The sequence below is a fragment of the Streptomyces sp. NPDC001832 genome, assembly GCF_040297265.1.
Classification (GTDB): Bacteria; Actinomycetota; Actinomycetes; order Streptomycetales; family Streptomycetaceae; genus Streptomyces.
Map to the genome: position 1 here is coordinate 22,982 of NZ_JBEOYU010000032.1, position 19,102 is coordinate 42,083.

Consider the following 19,102-nt stretch of genomic DNA (forward strand, 5'->3'; position numbering starts at 1 on the left):
CAGAGCAATGCTCAGCCCAGCGCCTTCTCGACCTCCCGGGCCACCTCCGCCGCCCGTACCTCGGCCAGCGGCTCACCGTCCGTAGCCGTGACGTAGAAGGCGTCCACCGCGTTCGCCCCCAGCGTCGAAACATGCGCGCTGCGCACCCGTACCTCGCACTGCTCCAGCGCCCGGCCGATCCGGTGCAGCAGACCCGGGGCGTCCTGGGCCCGTACCTCGATCACCGTCGCCAGCTGTGAGCCGGCCGCCGCGACCGTCACCCTCGGCGGTGGCGCCTTCACCCCGCGCCGCCTCGGGTAGGCGGCCTCGCGTTCGGCGAGGCGGGCGCGGATGTCCAGGGAGCCGTCCAGGGCGCGTACGAGGTCGGCGCGGAGGCGGGTGGCCTGCGGCAGGGAGCCGTACTCGGCCGCGACCCGCCAGCTGAGCAGCAGCAACTCGGCAGAATGGCCCTCGCCGAGCTCGGCGGGGAGTTCCACGGCCCGCAGATCGGCTGCTCGCACGGTCAGGCGGTGCAGGGCGAGAACGCCCGCCGCTGCGGGCAGCACTCCGGGACGGTCGGGCAGAGCGATGAGGAGTTCGACACCGACGGGTTCCGGTTCGCCGTCCTCGTTCGGGGTCTCGGCCTGGGCGTGCAGGGCGAGGACGGGTTCGCCGGTGCGCAGGGCCTCGATGGCGAGGCGTTCTGTTTCGGCACTGGGTGCGGCGGGTTCCGGTTCCTCCGGGGCCTGGCCGGCGAGCACGGCGGCGACGCGTTCGACGAGGTCGGCGACGAGGGAGGCGCGCCAGGTGGACCAGGCGGCGGGCCCGGTGGCGAGTGCGTCGGCCTCGGTGAGGGCATGCAGGAGCTCGAGAGTGGAAGTGGTGCCGACGGCGGTGGCGACAAAGCGCACGGTCGCCGGGTCGTCGAGGTCGCGGCGGGTGGCCGTCTCGGTGAGCAGCAGATGGTGGCGTACGAGGGTGGCGATGACGCCCACGTCGTGCTGGTCGAAGCCGACTCTGGCGGCCATGTCGCGGGCGATGACTTCCCCGGCGACGGAATGGTCGCCGGGCCAGCCCTTGCCGATGTCGTGCAGGAGTGCGGCGACGAGGAGGAGGTCGGGGCGGCCGACGCGGCGGGTGAGGGAGGAGGCGCGGACGGCCGCTTCGACGAGGTGGCGGTCGACGGTCCAGGTGTGGACGGGGTTGCGCTGGGGGCGGCAGCGGACGCGTTCCCAGTCGGGGAGCAGGCGGGTGATCAGTCCTTCGGCTTCGAGTGCTTCCCAGACTGGGACGGTGGCCCCGCCCGCGCCGAGGAGGGTGACGAGTTCCTCACGGGCGTCGGCAGGCCATGGCACCGGCAGCGGGCGCGCGGTGGCGAGGTGGCGTACGACGTGGCGGGAGAGCGGGAGTCCGGACTGGGCGGCCGCTGCGGCGGCGCGCAGTACGAGCACGGGGTCGCGTTCGGGGCGGGCGGAGCGGGCGAGGACGACTTCGCCGTCGGCCTCGACGACGCCCTCGGCGAGCGGGCTGCGTGCAAAGGCGGCGGTCTTGCCGCCACCGAGAATCGCGCGGAGCCGGGGGCGCGCCGAGCGGGCGCGCAGGACGCGGTCGACCTCGCGCCAGGTGACGTCGGTTGCGTACGAGATGGTGCGGGCGGCCTCGTACACCTGGCGGAGCAGGGCGTCCGCGTCGAGGAGGCCGAGGGCGGTGGCGACCTGGTCCTGTTCCTGGAGGGCGAGGCGGTCGGTGGCGCGGCCGGTGGTGAGGTGGAGGGCGTCGCGGGCGTCGAGGAGGATGCGGCGGGCCTCGGCGAGGCCTTCGCGGGGGGCGTCGGCGACCCAGGAAGCGGCGACGGCGCGCAGGGCGGTGGCGTCGCGCAGTCCGCCGCGGGCCTCCTTGAGATCGGGTTCGAGGAGAAACTGGAGCTCGCCCTGGCGTTCGGCACGTTCGCGGCAGAGCTCGTCGAGGGCGCGGAGGCGTTTGGGAGCCTGGTTGCGCCAGTCGGCGAGGACCGCGGTGCGCATCGCGGCGACGAGGCCGCGATCTCCGGCGACGGGTCGGGCGTCGAGCAGTCCGAGTTGGACCTTGAGGTCCTCGCCGGCCGTCCTGCGGGCTTCGGCGGGGGTGCGTACGGAATGGTCGAGGGCGAGGCCGAGGTCCCAGACGGGGTACCAGATGCGGTCGGCGAGGGAGGCGACGGCTCCGGTGTCGGTGTTGCCCTCGTGCAGGAGCAGAAGGTCGAGGTCGCTGCGCGGGCAGAGTTCGCCGCGGCCGTAGCCGCCGACGGCGACGAGGGCGGCGCCGTGGACACCGGTCTGTTCGGCCGCGGCGGTGAACAGCGCGGTGAGCCAGTCGTCCGTGAGCGAGGCGAGGGCCGCACGGCGCGGCGGCCCGGACTGCGCCTTCTCCTGGAGGAGGCGCAGCCGGGCCGCCGCGTAGCCGCTGGGTTCCAAGTCTTCGGGTTCGGTGGTCACTTCGGTGCTCGTCACCCGGCTGCCTTTCGTTTCGGAACCGTCGGTCAGAGTGCGTCCGGGCCGCGTTCGCCCGTTCGTACCCGGATCGCGGTGTCGACCGGCACGCTCCAGACCTTGCCGTCACCGATCTTGCCGGTTCGGGCGGCCTTCACGACGACGTCGATGAGCTGTTCGGAGCTTTCGTCATCGACGAGGACCTCGATGCGGATCTTGGGGACGAGGTCGACGGTGTACTCGGCGCCCCGGTAGACCTCTGTGTGGCCGCGCTGGCGCCCGTATCCGCTGGCTTCCGTGACCGTGAGGCCCTGGATGCCGAAGGCCTGGAGGGCCTCCTTGATCTCGTCGAGCCGGTGTGGCTTCACGACTGCGGTGATGAGCTTCATGCGTCCACCTTCTTCGTCTGCGGTGCTTCCGTCGTGCCCGGTGCCGTCGCGGAGGCCGTGCGCGGGGCCGTGCCGCCACCCGCTCCGCTGAAGTCGTACGCGGTCTCGGCGTGTTCGACCTGGTCGATGCCGGAGATCTCGTCGTCCTCGCCGACCCGCATCCCGATCGTCCGGTCCAGGAGGAAGGCGAGGATCGCGGAGACGACCAGAGAGTACGCAAGGACAGCGAAGACACCGACGGCCTGCTTGCCGAGCTGGTCGAGGCCGCCGCCGTAGAAGAGGCCCTTGGCGTCGGACTGGACGCCGCCGGTGGCGAAGAAGCCGATGAGGAGGGAACCGACGACACCGCCGACGAGGTGGACGCCGACGACGTCCAGGGAGTCGTCGTAGCCGAACTTGTACTTCAGGCCGACAGCCATGGCGCACAGGACACCGGCGACGGCGCCGACCGCGATGGCGCCGAGCGGGCTGACAGCACCGCCGGACGGTGTGATGGCGACGAGACCGGAGACAGCGCCGGAGGCCGCACCGAGGGTGGTGAAGGAGCCGTGGCGGAGCTTCTCGTAGCCCAGCCAGGCGAGCATCGCGGCAGCGGCGGCGACCTGCGTGTTGATGAACATCACCGCACCGACGCCGTCGTCGTTGCCGAGCCACGAGCCGGCGTTGAAGCCGAACCAGCCGAACCACAGGAGACCGGCGCCGAGCATGACGAGCGGCAGGCTGTGCGGCCGCATCGGGTCCTTCTTGAAGCCGGCGCGCCTGCCGATGACGAGGATCACGCCGAGCGCCGCGGCACCTGCGTTGATGTGGACGGCCGTGCCACCGGCGAAGTCGATGACGCCGAGCTCGAAGAGCCAGCCGCCCGCGCCCCAGACCCAGTGGGCGACGGGGAAGTAGACGAGGGTGACCCAGAGGACGATGAACAGGGCCCAGGAGGTGAACTTGACCCGATCGGCGAGGGCGCCGCTGATCAGCGCGGGGGTGATGACGGCGAACATCAGCTGGAAGACGGCGAAGACGTAGACGGGGATCGTGTGGCCGTCCCAGAGCTGGGTGATGCCGATCCCGCTGAGGCCGACGTAGTCCGGGCTCCAGCCGATGACGGAGCCGATGTCGGTGCCGAAGGCGAGGCTGAATCCGTAGAGCACCCACAGGACCGTGACGATCCCGAGGCTGATGAAGCTCATCATCAGCATGTTGAGGGTGCTCTTGACGCGGACCATGCCTCCGTAGAAGAAGGCCAGGCCCGGGGTCATGAGCATCACCAGGGCGGAGCAGATGAGCATGAACCCGGTGTTGGCGGCAGACAGTGCCGGGACGTCTGCGGCTGCCGTCATGATGCCTGGGGGCATCGGTGTCTCCTCGTCGTCGGTGCGGCCGCGTGCAGGTGGCAGGAGCGGGACCACGTGCGGGACCACTGGGGAAAAGTTGCGGGCCGGTTACGCTCCGAGATTCGCCCACCGCGGTTTCCGCCGATGCCGCACGGTGTTTCGCGATGGTGACGAAGACGTCCGTGTGTTACGTCCCGATGAACCGGCCTTGGCGTTTCCGGAGCCGGGCCTACTCTGCGGCGGGATCCGCATACGGTGCGGTTACGACTCTCCCGTATGGGAACGGCAACGCGAACCGGCCACGCCGACCACCCGCCGACCTGGCAATTTGGGGGAGCCGAAGTCGGTCTGTGCGGGGTGGTCGCCGTGGCCGGGGCCTGGGGTGCGGCTTCTCAGAGGCTGTCGGGTGGCCTCTCAGGCCGCTTCTGTGGTTTCGGATAGTTGCTCGGTGAGGAGATCGCTGAGCCGGGCCACTTCGGGAATGTCTCCGAAGTCCCTGACAGCGGTGTCTACGGTCGTGCGGAGCCGGGTGTTGACACGCTCGGAGCGGATCTTCTTGGCGACGCGCAGTGCCTTCTCGGCCGGCACCGTCGACTGCTCGGGCTCGCGCTGGAGGAGGTGGACGGTGGCGAGGCCGATCAGGTTGAGCGCGTACGACCGCCGGTGCTCGTCGTCCTCGCCGAAGAGCCGGACGGCCTTCTTCATGAGGGGTTCGGCAAGCGTGGCGTACGTGGGGCTACGGCCCGAGACATAGGCGAGGTCGCGGTACGAGTGGGAGTTCTCGCCGTTGAGCTCGGCCTCCGAGAAGAAGCGGATCCAGTCGGGCTCGGGCTCGCCGTCGATCCCGGCGTCGAGGAAGGTGTCCTCGGCCATCCGGACAGCTCGTTTGCACTTACTGGGCTGGCCCATGTTGGCGTACGCGCGGGCCTCCATCGCATACAGCATGGCCTGGGTGCGCGCAGTGGCGCAGTCCCGGCTGCCGTACTGCGCGAGATGGATCAGCTCGAGGGCGTCGTCGGGCCGTCCGAGGTGGATCATCTGGCGGCTCATGCTGGACAGAACATACGAACCGAGCGGTTTGTCACCGGCCTCTTTCGAGGCGTGGAGGGCGAGGACGAAGTACTTCTGGGCAGTGGGCTGGAGGCCGACGTCGTAGCTCATCCAGCCCGCCAGCTCCGCCAGTTCGGCCGCGCAGCGGAAGAGCCTCTTGGCGGTGGCCGCCGGCTGCGGTTCCTGCAGCAGGTCGGTGACCTCGTGGAGTTGCCCGACGACGGCCTTGCGGCGCAGTCCGCCGCCGCACTGCGCGTCCCACTGGCGGAACATCACGGTGGTGGACTCCAGCAGGTCGAGCTCGGGGCTGGAGAGCCGGGAGGGACGACGGGCCGCGGCGGCCGGCTCCGGCTGCGCAGGTCCGGTGACAGCGACGGGCACCAGCCAGCGCTGCATGGGTTCGATCAGGGCGGGCCCTGCGGCGAGCGCGAGCGAGGAGCCGAGGAATCCGCGGCGGGCGAGCATGAGATCACTACGGGAAAACTCGCTGAGCAGGGCAACGGTCTGCGGGCCCGCCCAGGGCAGGTCGACGCCGGACACGGACAGTGTCCGGTGCTCGGAGCGCAGTCCGAGGTCCTCGATGGCGACGACGGAGCCGAAGCGCTCCGAGAAGAGCTCGGAAAGGATGCGCGGGATCGGCTCGCGCGGCTGTTCGCCGTCGAGCCAGCGCCGCACCCGGGAGGTGTCGGTGCTGATGTGGTGGGCGCCCATCTGGCGCGCCCGGCGGTTCACCTGCCGCGCCAGCTCGCCCTTCGACCAGCCGCTGCGCACGAACCACGAGCCCAATTGCCCGTTGGGGCGCTTACCGGCATTCGTATCGCCTGCGCCGCTGCCACTCACTGGAACGCCCCCATTCAGCTCAATACTGCCGCGCGAAGCACTGTCCAAATGCCCTGATCCGATGCTGCCCATACGGAAGTCACGCACGATCGAACAGGAAATCGGATTGCCTCTGGCATACCCATGGGCGCACATACTTCCATGGTTCGTGTACCGACGGTAATCCTACGATCACCGCCTCCGCGAGGGCGATTACAGAAACGCCACCATTCGCCACCCCTTCGAATGAACGCCACCGCCGTGAAGCGCGATTCACTTGACACACGACGATCAACAGTGGACGCACTGATGCGCAACGGGCCACGAGGACCAGGTCGTACGACCCCGAGCGCACCGGCGCGTCGCAAATCGACAACGGCGACGGAGCGTCACGATTGCACTCCACGTCGTAACCATCAGTGAGTCGGACACGTTGGAGGGGGCATGGGCTTCACGATCGGCGGCATCCGCGAGTTGCGCACCGGCTCATGGCGCCGCGGCCGTGCGGCCGAGTGCACGGCAGTGGCCGAGTACACGGGGCTGTGGGGCTGGGCTGTCGCGCCGGGAGCGCGAGCAGCGGCCGGCCGCTGCTCGTGCGGCAAGGCAACGTGCCCCTCCCCCGGTGCCCATCCGCTGGACTCCGCCCCCGAGGTCCCCGCGGGCGCCACGCTCGACGCGGCGGCGGACGCCTGGGCCCAGGTGCCGGGCGCCTCGATACTGCTTCCGGTGGGCCGTACCTTCGACATCCTCGACGTCGCCGAAGCGGCCGGGCGCCGGGCCCTGGTCCGCATGGAGCGGATGGGACTGCCGCTCGGACCGGTCGCGGTGACACCGGCGGGGCGGGCGCAGTTCTTCGTCGCCCCGGGAGCCGCCGCCCAGCTCCCGCAGCTGCTGTACCGGATGGGCTGGGACGACGCGGGTCTGGATCTGCGGGCGCTGGGGCCCGGCTGCCACGTCACCGCCCCACCGTCGGACGAGGGCGGCCTGGGCCCGGTCCGGTGGCTGCGCCCGCCGGTGCTGGACACGGCGGCCAGGCCGCCACAGGCGCGGCTGCTGCTGGGCACACTGGCTTACAGCTGCCATCGCGCGCCCCTCTCCGGCTGAAGGGCTGTCGCTTTCGCGCAAAGAGCCCGACCGCAGTTGCATCATGCGGTCGGGCTCTGTTGCATGCGCGCGGGGCTGCGTGCGCGGGGCTCAGTCTCCGATCAGGGCGTCCACGAACGCCTCCGGCTCGAACGGAGCCAGATCGTCCGCTCCCTCGCCGAGACCGACCAGCTTCACCGGCACGCCCAGTTCGCGCTGGACGGCGACGACGATGCCGCCCTTGGCGGTGCCATCCAGCTTGGTGAGCACGATGCCGGTGATGTCGACGACCTCGGCGAACACCCGGGCCTGCACCAGACCATTCTGTCCGGTCGTGGCGTCGAGGACGAGGAGGATCTCGTCGAGCGGTCCGTGCTTCTCGACGACGCGCTTGACCTTGCCGAGCTCATCCATGAGCCCGGTCTTGGTGTGCAGCCGTCCCGCGGTGTCGATGAGGACGACATCGGCGCCCTCGGCGATCCCCTCCTTCACCGCGTCGAAGGCGATCGACGCCGGGTCGCCGCCCTCGGGTCCGCGCACGGTGCGGGCGCCGACGCGCTCCCCCCAGGTCTGCAGCTGGTCGGCGGCGGCGGCCCGGAAGGTGTCGGCCGCACCGAGCACGACGCTGCGGCCGTCGGCGACGAGCACCCGGGCCAGCTTGCCCGTGGTGGTGGTCTTGCCGGTTCCGTTGACGCCGACGACCATCACGACGCCGGGGGTGTCGACACCGCTCTCCGTCTTGACCACGCGGTCGAATTCGGTGCCGAGCAGGGTGAGGAGCTCCTCGCGCAGCAGCGAGCGCAGTCCTTCGGGGGTACGTGTGCCGAGAACGCGGACGCGTTCACGGAGCCGCTCCACCAGTTCCTGGGTGGGCGCGACGCCGACATCGGCGGTGAGGAGGGTGTCCTCGATCTCCTCCCAGGTGTCCTCGTCGAGGTTGTCGCGGGACAGGAGCGTGAGCAGCCCCTTGCCGAGGGAGTTCTGCGAGCGGGCCAGCCGGGCACGCAGCCGCACCAGACGGCCCGCGGTGGGCTCGGGGACCTCGAGGGCGGGGGCGGCGGGCGCCTCCGGCTCGACGGCCTCGACGGCCTCGGGGGCTTCCTCGGCGGGAGCCTCTACCGAAGGGGGACCGACCTCCTCGATGGTGCGGCGCGGTTCCTCGCGCGGCACCTCGGCTTCCTCGCCGACATGGGGTTCGGCGGGAGGAGTGATGGTCGGCGTGCTCGACGGCGCCGGGGGCAGCTGCTTCTTCTTGCGGCTGCTGACCACGAGCCCGCTGATCACGCCGACCGCGACCAGGGCGATGACTACAGCAAGGATGACGAATTCCATAACCCACCCAGTATCAGTCACGTCCGCGCGAGGGGGACGCCCCAAAGGATCACTCCCGTATCCAAATGGGCGTTATGCACCTTTTGGCGGCAAAGGTAACGACCTCCCCGCGACTGGGCTCCTATCGTGGGGGAGGTCGTAAGATTCCGCCTTCCTGCCGCGTCCCGCCGGACGGGGGCGGCCCGGAGGCGTCACAACCCTACACTTCTGACGCCACGTCAGCTAATGTCCCGCCTCGCCGAGTCCGCCCGACGAAGGGGACGAGTGTCATGGCCTTCACAGTGGTCCGGTTCAATCTCGTCGATCCCGATGCCACCCCCGAGTCGCTCTCGGCCCGGTACCGAGCCGCGCTGGAGATGGCCGCGTACGCCGACGAGCACGGCGCCGACACCGTGCAGACCGAGGAGCACCACGGCGCCGCCAACGGCTGGCTGCCCTCCCCCTTCGTCTTCGCGGGCTCCGTCTTCGGCGCCACCCGCCGAATCGCGGTCACCGTCTCGGCGATCATCGGCCCGCTGCACGACCCGCTGCGGCTGGCCGAGGACATCGCGGTCCTGGACCTGCTGAGCGCGGGCCGGCTGGTCACGGTGGCGGGGATCGGCTACCGGCCCGAGGAGTACGAACAGGCCGGCGTCGAATGGGGCAGGCGCGGCCGGCTCCAGGACGAGCTTCTGGAAACGTTGTTGCAGGCGTGGACCGGGGAGCCGTTCCCGTACCGGGGCCGTACGGTCCGGATCACGCCACGCCCGTACACCCAGCCGCATCCGCTGCTGCTGGTGGGCGGCAGCTCGCGGGCGGCGGCGCGGCGGGCGGCCCGGTTCGGGCTGCCGTTCTTCCCGAGCGCGCATCTGCCGGAGCTGGAGGCGTACTACCACCGGCAGCGTGCGGAATTCGGGACGGACGGCTTCTGCATGATGCCGTCCGCCGATACACCGCTGCTGCATGTGTCCGAGGACCCGGACCGGACCTGGGCGGAGTACGGCAAGCACTTCCTGCACGAGGCTCGTACGTACGCCTCCTGGCAGTCCAAGGACATCCGCTCGGCCGTGCGCTCGGCGGCGACGACAGTGGCGGAGCTGCGGGACGAGGGGGTCTACCGGGTCATCACGCCGGACGAGTGCGCCGGGCTGGCCGGGCGACCGGACAGCCTGGTGCTGCATCCGCTGTGCGGGGGGATGCCGGTCGAGGAGGGGTGGCGCAGTCTGCGGCTGTTCTGCGAGGCGGTCGCGCACTGACCCGGCCCACAAGGAACTGCCCCGGCGCGCGGGTGCGGGCCGGGGCGTTCCGTAAGGGCAGTCGGTCTCAGCCCATCTCCTCCAATGCCTTGCCCTTGGTCTCCTTCACGAACGTGAGCACGAAGGGGATCGAGAGCGTGGCGAAGCATGCGTAGATGATGTACGTGCCCGACAGGTTCCACTCGGACAGACTCGGGAAGCTCGCGGTGATCGCCCAGTTGGCCATCCACTGTGCGGACGCGGCGACACCCAGCGCGGCGGCGCGGATCCTGTTCGGGAACATCTCACCGAGGAAGACCCAAACCACGACGCCCCACGACAGGGCGAAGAAGAGTACGAACGCATGGGCGGCGGCGAGCGCCACGAGGCCCTGGGTGTGGGGCAGCTTGCCGTCGACCAGATGGGCGGAGAAGGCCCAGGCCTCGCAGGCGAGGGCGACGGCCATGCCGGTGGAGCCGACCAGCGCGAGCGGCTTGCGCCCCACCCGGTCCACCAGCACCATCGCGATCACGGTACCGACGATGTTGATGATCGACGTGGTGAACGAGTAGAAGAACGAGTCCGACGGGTCGATGCCGACGGACTGCCACAGCGTCGCCGAGTAGTAGAACGCCACGTTGATGCCGACGAGTTGCTGGAAGACCGACAGGCCGATACCGACCCAGACGATCGGCAGGAAGCCGAAACGGCCGCCGAGCAGGTCCTTGAACCTGGACTTGTGCTCACGGTGCATGGCGGTCTCGATCTCGGCCACCCGGACATCGAGGTCGACATCCTTGCCCTCGACCTCTTCGAGGATCCGCCGGGCCCTGTCCTTCTTGCCAACCGAGATGAGAAACCGCGGCGACTCGGGGATCGCGAACGACAGGAGCCCGTACAGGACGGCGGGGACGACCATCACGCCGAGCATCCACTGCCAGGCCTCGAGCCCGCCGGTCTTGCCCCGCTGATCTCCGCCGGCGAGCTGCAGAATGCCGTAGTTGACCAGCTGGGAGATGGCGATGCCGATGACGATCGCCGCCTGCTGGAAGGCGCCGAGCCGGCCGCGGTAGGCGGGCGGCGAGACCTCGGCGATGTACGCCGGGCCGATCACCGAGGCCATACCGATGGCGAAGCCACCGATGATGCGCCACATCGCCAGGTCCCAGAGCGCGAACGGGAGCGCGGAACCGACGGCGCTGACGGTGAAGAGCAGGGAGGCGATCTGCATGCAGCGGATACGGCCGATTCGGTCGGCGATGCGCCCCGCCGTGGCCGCGCCGATCGCACAGCCGATCAGCGCGATGGCGATGACCTGGGCGAGCGTTGCCGAGCCGATGTCGTACCGGCTGCGGATCGCCTCGACGGCGCCGTTGATGACGGAGCTGTCATAGCCGAAAAGGAAGCCACCCATCGCAGCGGCTGCCGTGATGAAGATGACATGGCCGATGTGGTCCGGATGGGCCTCTCGGGCCCCGGATGCCGGTCCCCGCGTTGTGCTGGTCACATGTACTCCTGATGCCTGGCCGCGTCGTCACGTGTGGGGCGAGCCCTTGGCGCATAGCTTCTCGGCTGTCACCGCTTGAACGCGATGACGACTTGGCAGAAACTATGTGATCAAATTTCGAAGCCAAGATTTCCCCATTGACGCACATCTGCCCAGAAATACCCAAAAATGGGCATCGAAGTGTGAAATTCGAATAAAGGGATCAGCGCAGCCGCTGGCTGATGACCTTGGAAACGCCGTCGCCCTGCATCGAGACTCCGTACAGCGCGTCGGCTACCTCCATCGTCCGCTTCTGGTGCGTGATCACGATCAGCTGAGAGCTCTCCTGGAGTTCCTCCATGATCCGGATCAGCCGCTGCAGATTGGTGTCGTCGAGCGCCGCCTCGACCTCGTCCATCACATAGAACGGGCTCGGCCTGGCCTTGAAGATCGAGACCAGCAGCGCCACCGCCGTGAGCGAGCGTTCCCCGCCGGACAGCAGCGAGAGCCGCTTGACCTTCTTGCCGGGCGGCCGGGCCTCCACGTCCACACCGGTCGCGAGCATGTTGTCCGGGTCGGTCAGGATGAGCCGCCCCTCGCCACCCGGGAAGAGCCGCGAGAAGACACCCTCGAACTCACGGGCCGTGTCCCGATACGCCTCGGTGAACACCTGCTCGACCCGCTCGTCGACTTCCTTGATCACCTGTATCAGATCTGCCCGCGTCTTCTTCAGGTCTTCGAGCTGCTCGGAGAGGAACTTGTGCCGCTCCTCCAGCGCCGCGAACTCCTCCAGGGCGAGCGGATTCACCTTCCCGAGTTGCTGATACGCCCGTTCGGCCGACTTCAGCCGCTTCTCCTGCTCGGCCCTGACGAACGGCTTCGGCTGGTTGCGCGGGTGCTCCGGGTCCTGAGGCAGCTGCTCGCCCTCGGCGGCCGGTGACGGCGGTACGAGCTGGTCGGGGCCGTACTCGGCGGCCAGCCCGGCCGGCTCGACGCCCAGCTCCTCCAGCGCCTTAGCCTCCAGCTGCTCCATCCGCAGCCGCTTCTCGGCACCGAGCACCTCGCCACGGTGGACGGAGTCGGTGAGCTTGTCCAGCTCGTTCTTGAGGTCGCGGCCCCGGGTACGCCCGGCCGCCAGCTCCCGCTCCCGCTCCGCCTTCACCGCCTCGGCCGCGCCCCGCTCCTGCTCGGCCCGAACGACGGACACCTCGACATGGGCCAGCAGCTGACGGGCGCCGGACGCGACGGCGGATGCCACCGCCGCCTCGTGCCGCAGCCTGGCACGGCGCTGCTCGGCACGGGCGCGGGCCTCGCGTTCGGTGCGGGCGCCCCGGTCGAGGGCGTCCGCGCGGCCCGCGAGCCCCTTGACCCTCTCCTCATGGGTACGCACCTGGAGACGGGCCTCCATCTCGGTCTGGCGGGCGTTGGCACCGTCGGCGGCGAGCCGGTCGCGCACGGAGTTGTCCGGCTCCTCCTCGACCGGCATCTCCTCGGCGACGAGCAGCCGCTCGGCCAGTTCCTCGGCCTCCTCCGTCGCCCGCTCCAGCGCCTCCTGGGCACGGGCGGCGGACGCGGTCATCCGCTCGGCCTCGCCCGCGGCGCCACGGGCCTGCCCGGCGAGCCGGCCGAGCTGCTGGGCCACCCCGGCCTTCTCCCGCTCTGCGGCCCGGCGCCGCTCCCCCAACTCCTCGACCAGCACGGCGCTCGCGCCGCGCCGCTCCCCCGCGAGCCGCTGGGCCTCGGTCAACTCCGCGCACCGCACGCCCAGTTCCTCCAACTGGGCGGCAGCCTCGTCGACCGATGCCTGCACTTCGAGGAGGGTCGGCGCCCCGGCGGAACCGCCGTGCGCGAAGTGGGCCGACAGGATGTCCCCCTCGGCGGTCACGGCCGTCAGTTCCGGGTGTACGGCGATGAGATCCTCGGCATCCTCCAGGGTGCCGACGACCACCATGTCCCGCACCAGCCTCCGTACGGCACCCACCAGTTCGACGGGCCCGCGGACGAGGCCGGCCACTGCGGGCGGACCTTCAGCGGGCGGACCTTCAGCGGGCGCTCCGGCCACATCGACCCCACCAGCACCAGAGGCACCACCGACACCAGCGGCACCACCGACACCAGCGGCATCACCAGCACCACCATGATCAGGCTCCCCACCCCACACCCCGCCCAACAGCAGCGCCGCCCGCCCAGCGTCCTGTTTGCGCAGCAACCGGATCGCTTCCGCTGCCGTGGCCGGGTCCGTCACCGCGACCGCGTCCGCCGCCGTGCCCAGTGCCGCCGCCACCGCCACCTCGTGCCCAGGCGCCACCGTCAGAAGTTCCGCGGCCGGGCCGAGCAGGCCCGACAGGCCCTCTCGCGCGCCGAGCAGCACACCGGTGCCGTCCTTGCGGCGCAGGCCGAGGGCAAGTGCTTCATGGCGGGCCGCAACGGCCGCCCGTTTCCGTTCGGCGGCGGTGGTGGCCTCCCGGGCCGCGGAGAGCTCCGCTTCCGCCTGCGCGAGTTCCCGCTTGGCGGCATCGTGCCGCTCAGCCAGCTCCGCGTCGCCCGCGTCCAGGCCCTCGACCTCGGCCTTGAGCTGTTCGTACTCCTCCTGGGCGGCGACCGCCCGCGCCTGCGCCTCGTCGCGGGAAGCGGCCAGCCGGTCGATCTCGGCCTGTGCCGAACCGGCCCGGCTTCGGGCCGCGTTGACCTGTCCGTTCAGCCGGGCGAGGCCTTCGCGGCGGTCCGCGATGGCCCGGGCGGCGTCCTTGATCCTGCGCTCCTCGGCCACCAACTCCCGTTCCAGATCGGCGCGATGGGCGGCGGATTCCTCCAACGCGTGTTCAGCCGCCTCCAGTGCGGCCTCCAGCTCCGCCTCCTGCTCACGAATGCGGGCGGCCTCCCGCTCCATGCTTTCAGGGTCCCTGCCGCGCCGCTCCTCCTCGGGCGCCGCACCGGCGCTCTTCACCCGGGCATCGGCCAGCGAGATCGTGCCGCGCACCCGTTCGGCCAGCTGCGACAGCCCGTACCAGGTCTGCTGGGCCCGCTGAAGCAGCGGGCCCAGCCGCCGTACCTCGTCCTCCAGCTCCGCCTCTCGTGCCAGGGCCGCCTTGAGCTCCGCCTCAGCGGCCTCCCTGCGCTGCTTGAGCGCCGCTTCGTCGGCGATCTCGCTGCGCAGCGCGGTGTGCAGCCGCACCAGGTCGTCGGCGAGCAGCCGCAGCCTGGCATCGCGCAGGTCGGCCTGGATGACGGCGGCCCGGCGCGCCACGGCCGCCTGCCGGCCCAGAGGCTTCAGTTGCCGTCGCAGCTCGCCGGTCAAGTCCTGGACACGGGCCAGATTGGCCCCCATCGCGTCCAGTTTCCGCAGCGCCTTCTCTTTTCGCTTGCGGTGTTTGAGCACACCCGCGGCTTCCTCGATGAATGCGCGCCGCCCCATCGGATCGGCATGGAGTACGGAGTCCAGCCGGCCCTGGCCGACGACGACATGCATCTCGCGGCCGATACCGGAGTCCGAGAGGAGTTCCTGGATGTCCAGGAGCCGACAGGTGTCGCCATTGATCTGGTATTCGCTGCCGCCATTGCGGAACATGATCCGAGTGATCGTCACCTCGGCGTACTCGATCGGCAGCGCACCGTCGGAATTGTCGATGGTCAGCGATACTTCCGCCCGTCCGAGCGGCGGCCGCCCGGTGGTTCCGGCGAAGATCACGTCTTCCATCTTGCCGCCGCGCAGGGATTTGGCACCCTGCTCCCCCATGACCCAGGAAAGCGCATCCACCACATTGGACTTGCCCGACCCATTGGGACCGACGACGCACGTGATACCGGGTTCGAACCGCAGCGTCGTGGCGGAGGCGAACGATTTGAAACCACGCAGGGTCAGGGCCTTGAGGTGCACGCCGCCGGACTCTACCTTTCACTCTCGGTTTCACTGATGAAGGTGCAGGGCACATCAGACGGTAAGGGAAGGCGTGAGTGTCCGGGCGGGTCACGCACAGGTCCGAGCGGAAAAGAAAGAAGGGACGCCGGAGCGCCCCTTGTGAATCTTTTGCTTTGTGCGGTGTTGCGTGCGCGGTATTGCTGGTGCAGCGCATGACGGATCAAGGACATGTCACGGTGGTGACAGATCAAGAGCAGTGATCTTCAATGATCCGGCGACGATCCGGGATGATCTCGGACGGCTGACGCGGACAGCCCGACCGGCCCTGGGGGCCACCGGTCAGGTCAGCGCTGGTTCCGCCTGAGGTACGTCGATGTCGATGCTGTCGAGCAGCGACTCTTGGTGCTGGGCGGCGGCGTTGAGTGCGTCGTTCTCGTCCTGAATCCGTACGAGCTCGGATTCGAGGTCCTGGACGCGCTGCTGGAGCCGTCGCATCTCGGCGAGGAGTCGCGGGTCGGAACCGCCGACGTAACCGAGAAGCGCCTTTGCCATGATGGATGGTCCTCCACACTGAGTGACCGACCGATGCGGTGTGGGTCGTGAGGGAATCGCACCCGCGGTGCTTGACAGTGCCCTGTATCCACTGCTGTTCTGCTGCCAAACAGCTCTGCCAAACAGCTAAGGTGCGCGGGGATTTCAGCGTCTCACCAAAAAGTTTGACGGTCAACACGATCACGCCCTGTAGAGACAGGCGGCCCGGGGTCGCGCGGCCTGACGATCATGCGGCGCGACTCTCCTGCGGGCCCCTCGGGGGCGTGGAGATCATCCTTACTGCCGCAGCCTGGCACGCCAACCGATTCTTGGCAACCACCCGGACATTCCGCAGGTCATTTCATGTGTACGCAAATGAGCGCCCACCCCGTCACCCCGCGCCGCCCATCGAACACGGTCCGAACACAGCCCCCCGCGACGGCCCGTACCGAGCCCGGATCAGCGGATCGCGAAGCCCTCGTATCCGCCGCGCGGGGTGTCCCAGATCTCAGTGACTCCGTCAACGCGTCCGGGTGTGTCGTCCGAGCGCAGCCATTCCAGCAGACGATGGCAATTCTCACGTCGCCCCTCGGCGACGACCTGCACCCTGCCGTCGTCGAGATTGAGGGCGAATCCGGTGAGGCCACCGATCTCCAGGGCGTTTGCCCTGGTGAACCAGCGGAACCCTACTCGCTGTACTCGTCCGCGTACCCAGGCGGTGAGTCGTACGTCTTCGTTCATGCCCGAACGCTAACCGGCCGATCGCTTAGTACGGAATCGGCGCGTCCGCGGCCCGTGACCGTTACGACGAGGCCCACCCGAGCCCGGAATTCCGGGACGGGGAAGCCGCGCGCGGCGGTCGCTGGCAGCGCGGGCAGAAATAGCTGGACCGGTTCATCCACGGGCGGCGACGCATCGGCGTACCGCAGCGGTGGCAGGGCTCGCCCTCTCGCCCGTATGCGTCGAGCGAGCGGTCGAAGTAGCCGGACTCGCCGTTCACATTGACGTAGAGGCTGTCGAAGCTGGTGCCACCCTGGTCGAGCGCCGCGTTCATCACGTCGCGGACATGGCCCAGCAGCTCGGCCGACTTGGGGCGGGTGAGGGTCGCGGTCGGCCGGTCGTAGTGCAGCTTGGTGCGCCAGAGCGCCTCGTCCGCGTAGATGTTGCCGACTCCGCTGATCAGCGACTGGTCGAGCAGCGCACGCTTGACCGTCGTACGGCGCAGTCGCAGGGCCGTGTGGAAGGCCGTGTCGTCGAAGGCCGGGTCCAAGGGGTCGCGGGCGATGTGCGCGATGGTGTCGGGCAGCCCGTCCGTACTGTCGGCGGCGCATTCGTGGAGAGAGAGCCCTCCGAAGGTCCGCTGGTCGACAAAGCGCAGCTCGGTACCGAGCGAGTCGTCGAAGCGGATCCGGATGCGCAGATGCTTCTCGTCGGGGGCGTCCTGCGGCTGTACGAGCAGCTGGCCGCTCATACCGAGGTGGCCCAGCAGCGAGCTGGACGCATCGTTCAGCGGCACCCAGAGGTACTTGCCGCGGCGCATGGCCGTTCCGAGGCGGGCGCCGCCGAGCCGGGCCGCGAAGTCCACACCGCCCGCGAGATGGCGGCGGACCGCACGCGGGTGCAGCACCTCGACGTCGCCGACCGTGCGGCCGGTGACCCAGCGCTCAAGACCGCGTCGTACGACTTCGACCTCGGGCAGCTCGGGCACGGTGTCGCTCCTGGAGAAGGGAACTGGAGAAATAAAAAGGATATCCGGGCAGGAAAAACCCTCGGTGCGCAGGGCACCGAGGGTTTCTCGGGTCAGGCCGGAGCGACGTCCGTGGACGACGACGGGCCGGCAGAGGTGTCGGCGGCCCCTGCGCCGGAAGCAGCCTTCGCCGCGGCCTCCCGCGCTTCCGCGGCGGCGCTGATCTCGCGCCAGGCGGACTCCGCCGCCTGCTGCTCCGCTTCCTTCTTGCTACGGCCGGTGCCGGTGCCGTACGAGACACCACCGACGCGAGCAGTAGCAGTAAAGGTCTTCTCGTGGTCCGGGCCGGTCTCCGTGACGAGGTACTCGGGGACACCGAGGCTCTCGCTCGCGGTGAGTTCCTGGAGGCTGGTCTTCCAGTCCAGGCCGGCGCCGAGGTTCGAGGACCTGTCGATCAGCGGGTCGAAGAGCCGGTGGACCAGCTCCGAGGCCGCACTGAGACCCTGGTCGAGGTAGACCGCGCCGATCACCGCTTCAAGGGTGTCGGCAAGGATGGATGCCTTGTCCCTGCCGCCCGTGCCCTCTTCACCGCGGCCGAGCCGGATGAAGGAGCCGAGCTCGAGGCCACGGCCCACTTCCGCAAGTGCACGCGAGTTGACCACCGCGGCCCGCAATTTGGCCAGCTGGCCTTCGGGCAGGTCGGGGTGGGTGCGGTACAGCGTGTCCGTGACCACCAGGCCGAGTACCGAATCCCCGAGGAATTCGAGCCGCTCATTGGTGGGCAGACCGCCGTTCTCGTATGCGTACGAACGATGGGTCAGCGCACGCACCAGAAGGGCGGACTCGAGGTGATACCCGAGCCGCCCTTCCAGAAGCGTGTGGGACGAGGCTGTGTTGACGTTGTCTGCCTGCTTCTTGGCGTTGGACAACTCAGACATCGGGCCTCTCACCAGCCGCTCAGACCTCGAGGACCTGGCGCTTGTTGTACGTGCCGCAGCTGGGGCACGCGATGTGCTGCAGCTTCGGCTCCTGGCAACGCTCACACGAAACCAGGGTGGGGACCGCAGCCTTCCACTGCGACCGGCGGTGGCGCGTGTTGCTGCGCGACATCTTCCGCTTCGGAACAGCCACGGCTACTTCTCCTGCTTCTCGTCGACGCCCGCTTCGGCGCCGCCCATGTTGTCCTTCTCGCCGTCCTGAACGGTGTCGGCGAGTCCTTGCAATGCCGCCCAACGGATGTCGACGGCATCGTGGTGGTGACCGGGGTTCTCGTCCAGCCTGATTCCGCATTCGGAACACAGACCGGCACAGGACTCCCGGCACACCGGCTGCATCGGCAGTGCGAGCACCACCGCATCGCGCAGCACTGGTTCGAGGTCGAACAGGCCGTCCTCGATGAAGAGCCTGTCCTCGTCGTCCTCGGCGTCGTCGGTCGGTTCCGCTTTGCTGCTGCGGCCCCGGTCATCGGCGTCAGGGTACGAGAACATCTCCTGGAAGTCCGCCGCAACCTCTTGGCGCAGCGGCTCCAGACACCTTACGCACTCCCCCTCGGCCGACGCACGGGCGGTGCCTGTGACAAGCACCCCCTCCACGACCGATTCGAGACGGAGGTCCAGCTCCACGGGTGCGCCTTCCGGCACACCGATGACCCCGTCGATGCCGAGGGCTGGTGAACCGGGTGCGTCCACCGAGCGGGTCAGCCGCTGGAGGGCACCAGGACGCCGACCCAGCTCGTGCGTGTCGAACACGAGGGGGTTTCGGTGGTCGAGGTGGCCGTTCAGGGCTTTTCCTGCTTTCGAAATCATGTGCATCGCACATCGTGGGGAGGGCCGACCGGATTCGGATTCGAAGCGGGCAGCCGGGATCGCGGACAT

At 69.4% G+C, this 19,102-nt stretch carries 15 protein-coding genes; 2 read left to right on the top strand and 13 right to left on the bottom strand.

Features of this window, described 5'->3' with window-relative positions:
* Positions 1-11 precede the first annotated feature (11 nt).
* The 4 genes from ABT115_RS22545 to nsdA all read right to left on the bottom strand — a co-directional run bounded on the left by ABT115_RS22545 (position 12) and on the right by nsdA (position 6,057).
* Positions 12-2,468, bottom strand: coding sequence for a [protein-PII] uridylyltransferase (locus tag ABT115_RS22545; RefSeq protein ID WP_351792691.1), 2,457 nt, complete (start codon positions 2,466-2,468; stop codon positions 12-14).
* Positions 2,469-2,497: 29 nt separating this feature from the next.
* Positions 2,498-2,836 (bottom strand): P-II family nitrogen regulator, encoded by a 339-nt coding sequence (locus ABT115_RS22550; protein ID WP_351792694.1) that lies wholly within the window; start codon positions 2,834-2,836, stop codon positions 2,498-2,500.
* Positions 2,833-4,188, bottom strand: a complete 1,356-nt coding sequence (locus ABT115_RS22555) for an ammonium transporter (protein WP_351792697.1) — start codon at positions 4,186-4,188, stop codon at positions 2,833-2,835. The genes ABT115_RS22550 and ABT115_RS22555 overlap by 4 nt, the downstream gene beginning before the upstream one ends.
* A 393-nt stretch (positions 4,189-4,581) precedes the next feature.
* Positions 4,582-6,057 carry a transcriptional repressor NsdA gene (gene nsdA / locus ABT115_RS22560; RefSeq protein ID WP_351792700.1) on the bottom strand — a complete coding sequence of 492 codons (1,476 nt, stop codon included), beginning with the start codon at positions 6,055-6,057 and terminating at the stop codon, positions 4,582-4,584.
* A 423-nt stretch (positions 6,058-6,480) separates the two neighbouring features.
* Here nsdA and ABT115_RS22565 point away from each other — a divergent pair, with 423 nt between their 5' ends.
* On the top strand, positions 6,481-7,140 hold the full coding sequence (locus ABT115_RS22565) for a bifunctional DNA primase/polymerase (protein ID WP_351792703.1): 660 nt from the start codon (positions 6,481-6,483) through the stop codon (positions 7,138-7,140).
* A 90-nt stretch (positions 7,141-7,230) separates the two neighbouring features.
* On the opposite strand, the gene ftsY is transcribed toward ABT115_RS22565, so the two are convergent.
* Positions 7,231-8,451 carry a signal recognition particle-docking protein FtsY gene (ftsY, locus tag ABT115_RS22570; protein WP_351792706.1) on the bottom strand — a complete coding sequence of 407 codons (1,221 nt, stop codon included), beginning with the start codon at positions 8,449-8,451 and terminating at the stop codon, positions 7,231-7,233.
* Between the two features lie 269 nt (positions 8,452-8,720).
* On the opposite strand from ftsY, the gene ABT115_RS22575 reads away from it, so the two are divergent.
* Positions 8,721-9,686, top strand: coding sequence for an LLM class flavin-dependent oxidoreductase (locus ABT115_RS22575; protein WP_351792709.1), 966 nt, complete (start codon positions 8,721-8,723; stop codon positions 9,684-9,686).
* A gap of 67 nt (positions 9,687-9,753) precedes the next feature.
* Here ABT115_RS22575 and ABT115_RS22580 read toward each other — a convergent pair whose 3' ends face one another.
* The 8 genes from ABT115_RS22580 to ABT115_RS22615 all read right to left on the bottom strand — a co-directional run bounded on the left by ABT115_RS22580 (position 9,754) and on the right by ABT115_RS22615 (position 19,033).
* Positions 9,754-11,172, bottom strand: a complete 1,419-nt coding sequence (locus tag ABT115_RS22580; RefSeq protein WP_351792712.1) for a sugar porter family MFS transporter — start codon at positions 11,170-11,172, stop codon at positions 9,754-9,756.
* Positions 11,173-11,374: 202 nt separating this feature from the next.
* A complete protein-coding gene (locus tag ABT115_RS22585) occupies positions 11,375-15,028 on the bottom strand; it encodes an SMC hinge domain-related protein (protein ID WP_351792715.1) in 3,654 nt (1,217 codons plus the stop codon).
* Positions 15,029-15,349: 321 nt separating this feature from the next.
* Positions 15,350-15,562 (bottom strand): hypothetical protein, encoded by a 213-nt coding sequence (locus tag ABT115_RS22590; RefSeq protein WP_018551753.1) that lies wholly within the window; start codon positions 15,560-15,562, stop codon positions 15,350-15,352.
* 438 nt (positions 15,563-16,000) lie between these two features.
* On the bottom strand, positions 16,001-16,282 hold the full coding sequence (locus ABT115_RS22595; RefSeq protein WP_351792718.1) for an acylphosphatase: 282 nt from the start codon (positions 16,280-16,282) through the stop codon (positions 16,001-16,003).
* Between the two features lie 61 nt (positions 16,283-16,343).
* Positions 16,344-17,249, bottom strand: a complete 906-nt coding sequence (mutM, locus tag ABT115_RS22600; RefSeq protein ID WP_351792720.1) for a bifunctional DNA-formamidopyrimidine glycosylase/DNA-(apurinic or apyrimidinic site) lyase — start codon at positions 17,247-17,249, stop codon at positions 16,344-16,346.
* A 92-nt stretch (positions 17,250-17,341) separates the two neighbouring features.
* Positions 17,342-18,166: a ribonuclease III gene (gene rnc, locus ABT115_RS22605; RefSeq protein ID WP_351792723.1), complete on the bottom strand. Its 825-nt coding sequence runs from the start codon at positions 18,164-18,166 to the stop codon at positions 17,342-17,344.
* 19 nt (positions 18,167-18,185) lie between these two features.
* On the bottom strand, positions 18,186-18,359 hold the full coding sequence (rpmF, locus tag ABT115_RS22610; RefSeq protein WP_003965982.1) for a 50S ribosomal protein L32: 174 nt from the start codon (positions 18,357-18,359) through the stop codon (positions 18,186-18,188).
* A 2-nt stretch (positions 18,360-18,361) separates the two neighbouring features.
* Positions 18,362-19,033: a YceD family protein gene (locus ABT115_RS22615; RefSeq protein ID WP_351792726.1), complete on the bottom strand. Its 672-nt coding sequence runs from the start codon at positions 19,031-19,033 to the stop codon at positions 18,362-18,364.
* Between the last annotated feature and the right edge of the window lie 69 nt (positions 19,034-19,102).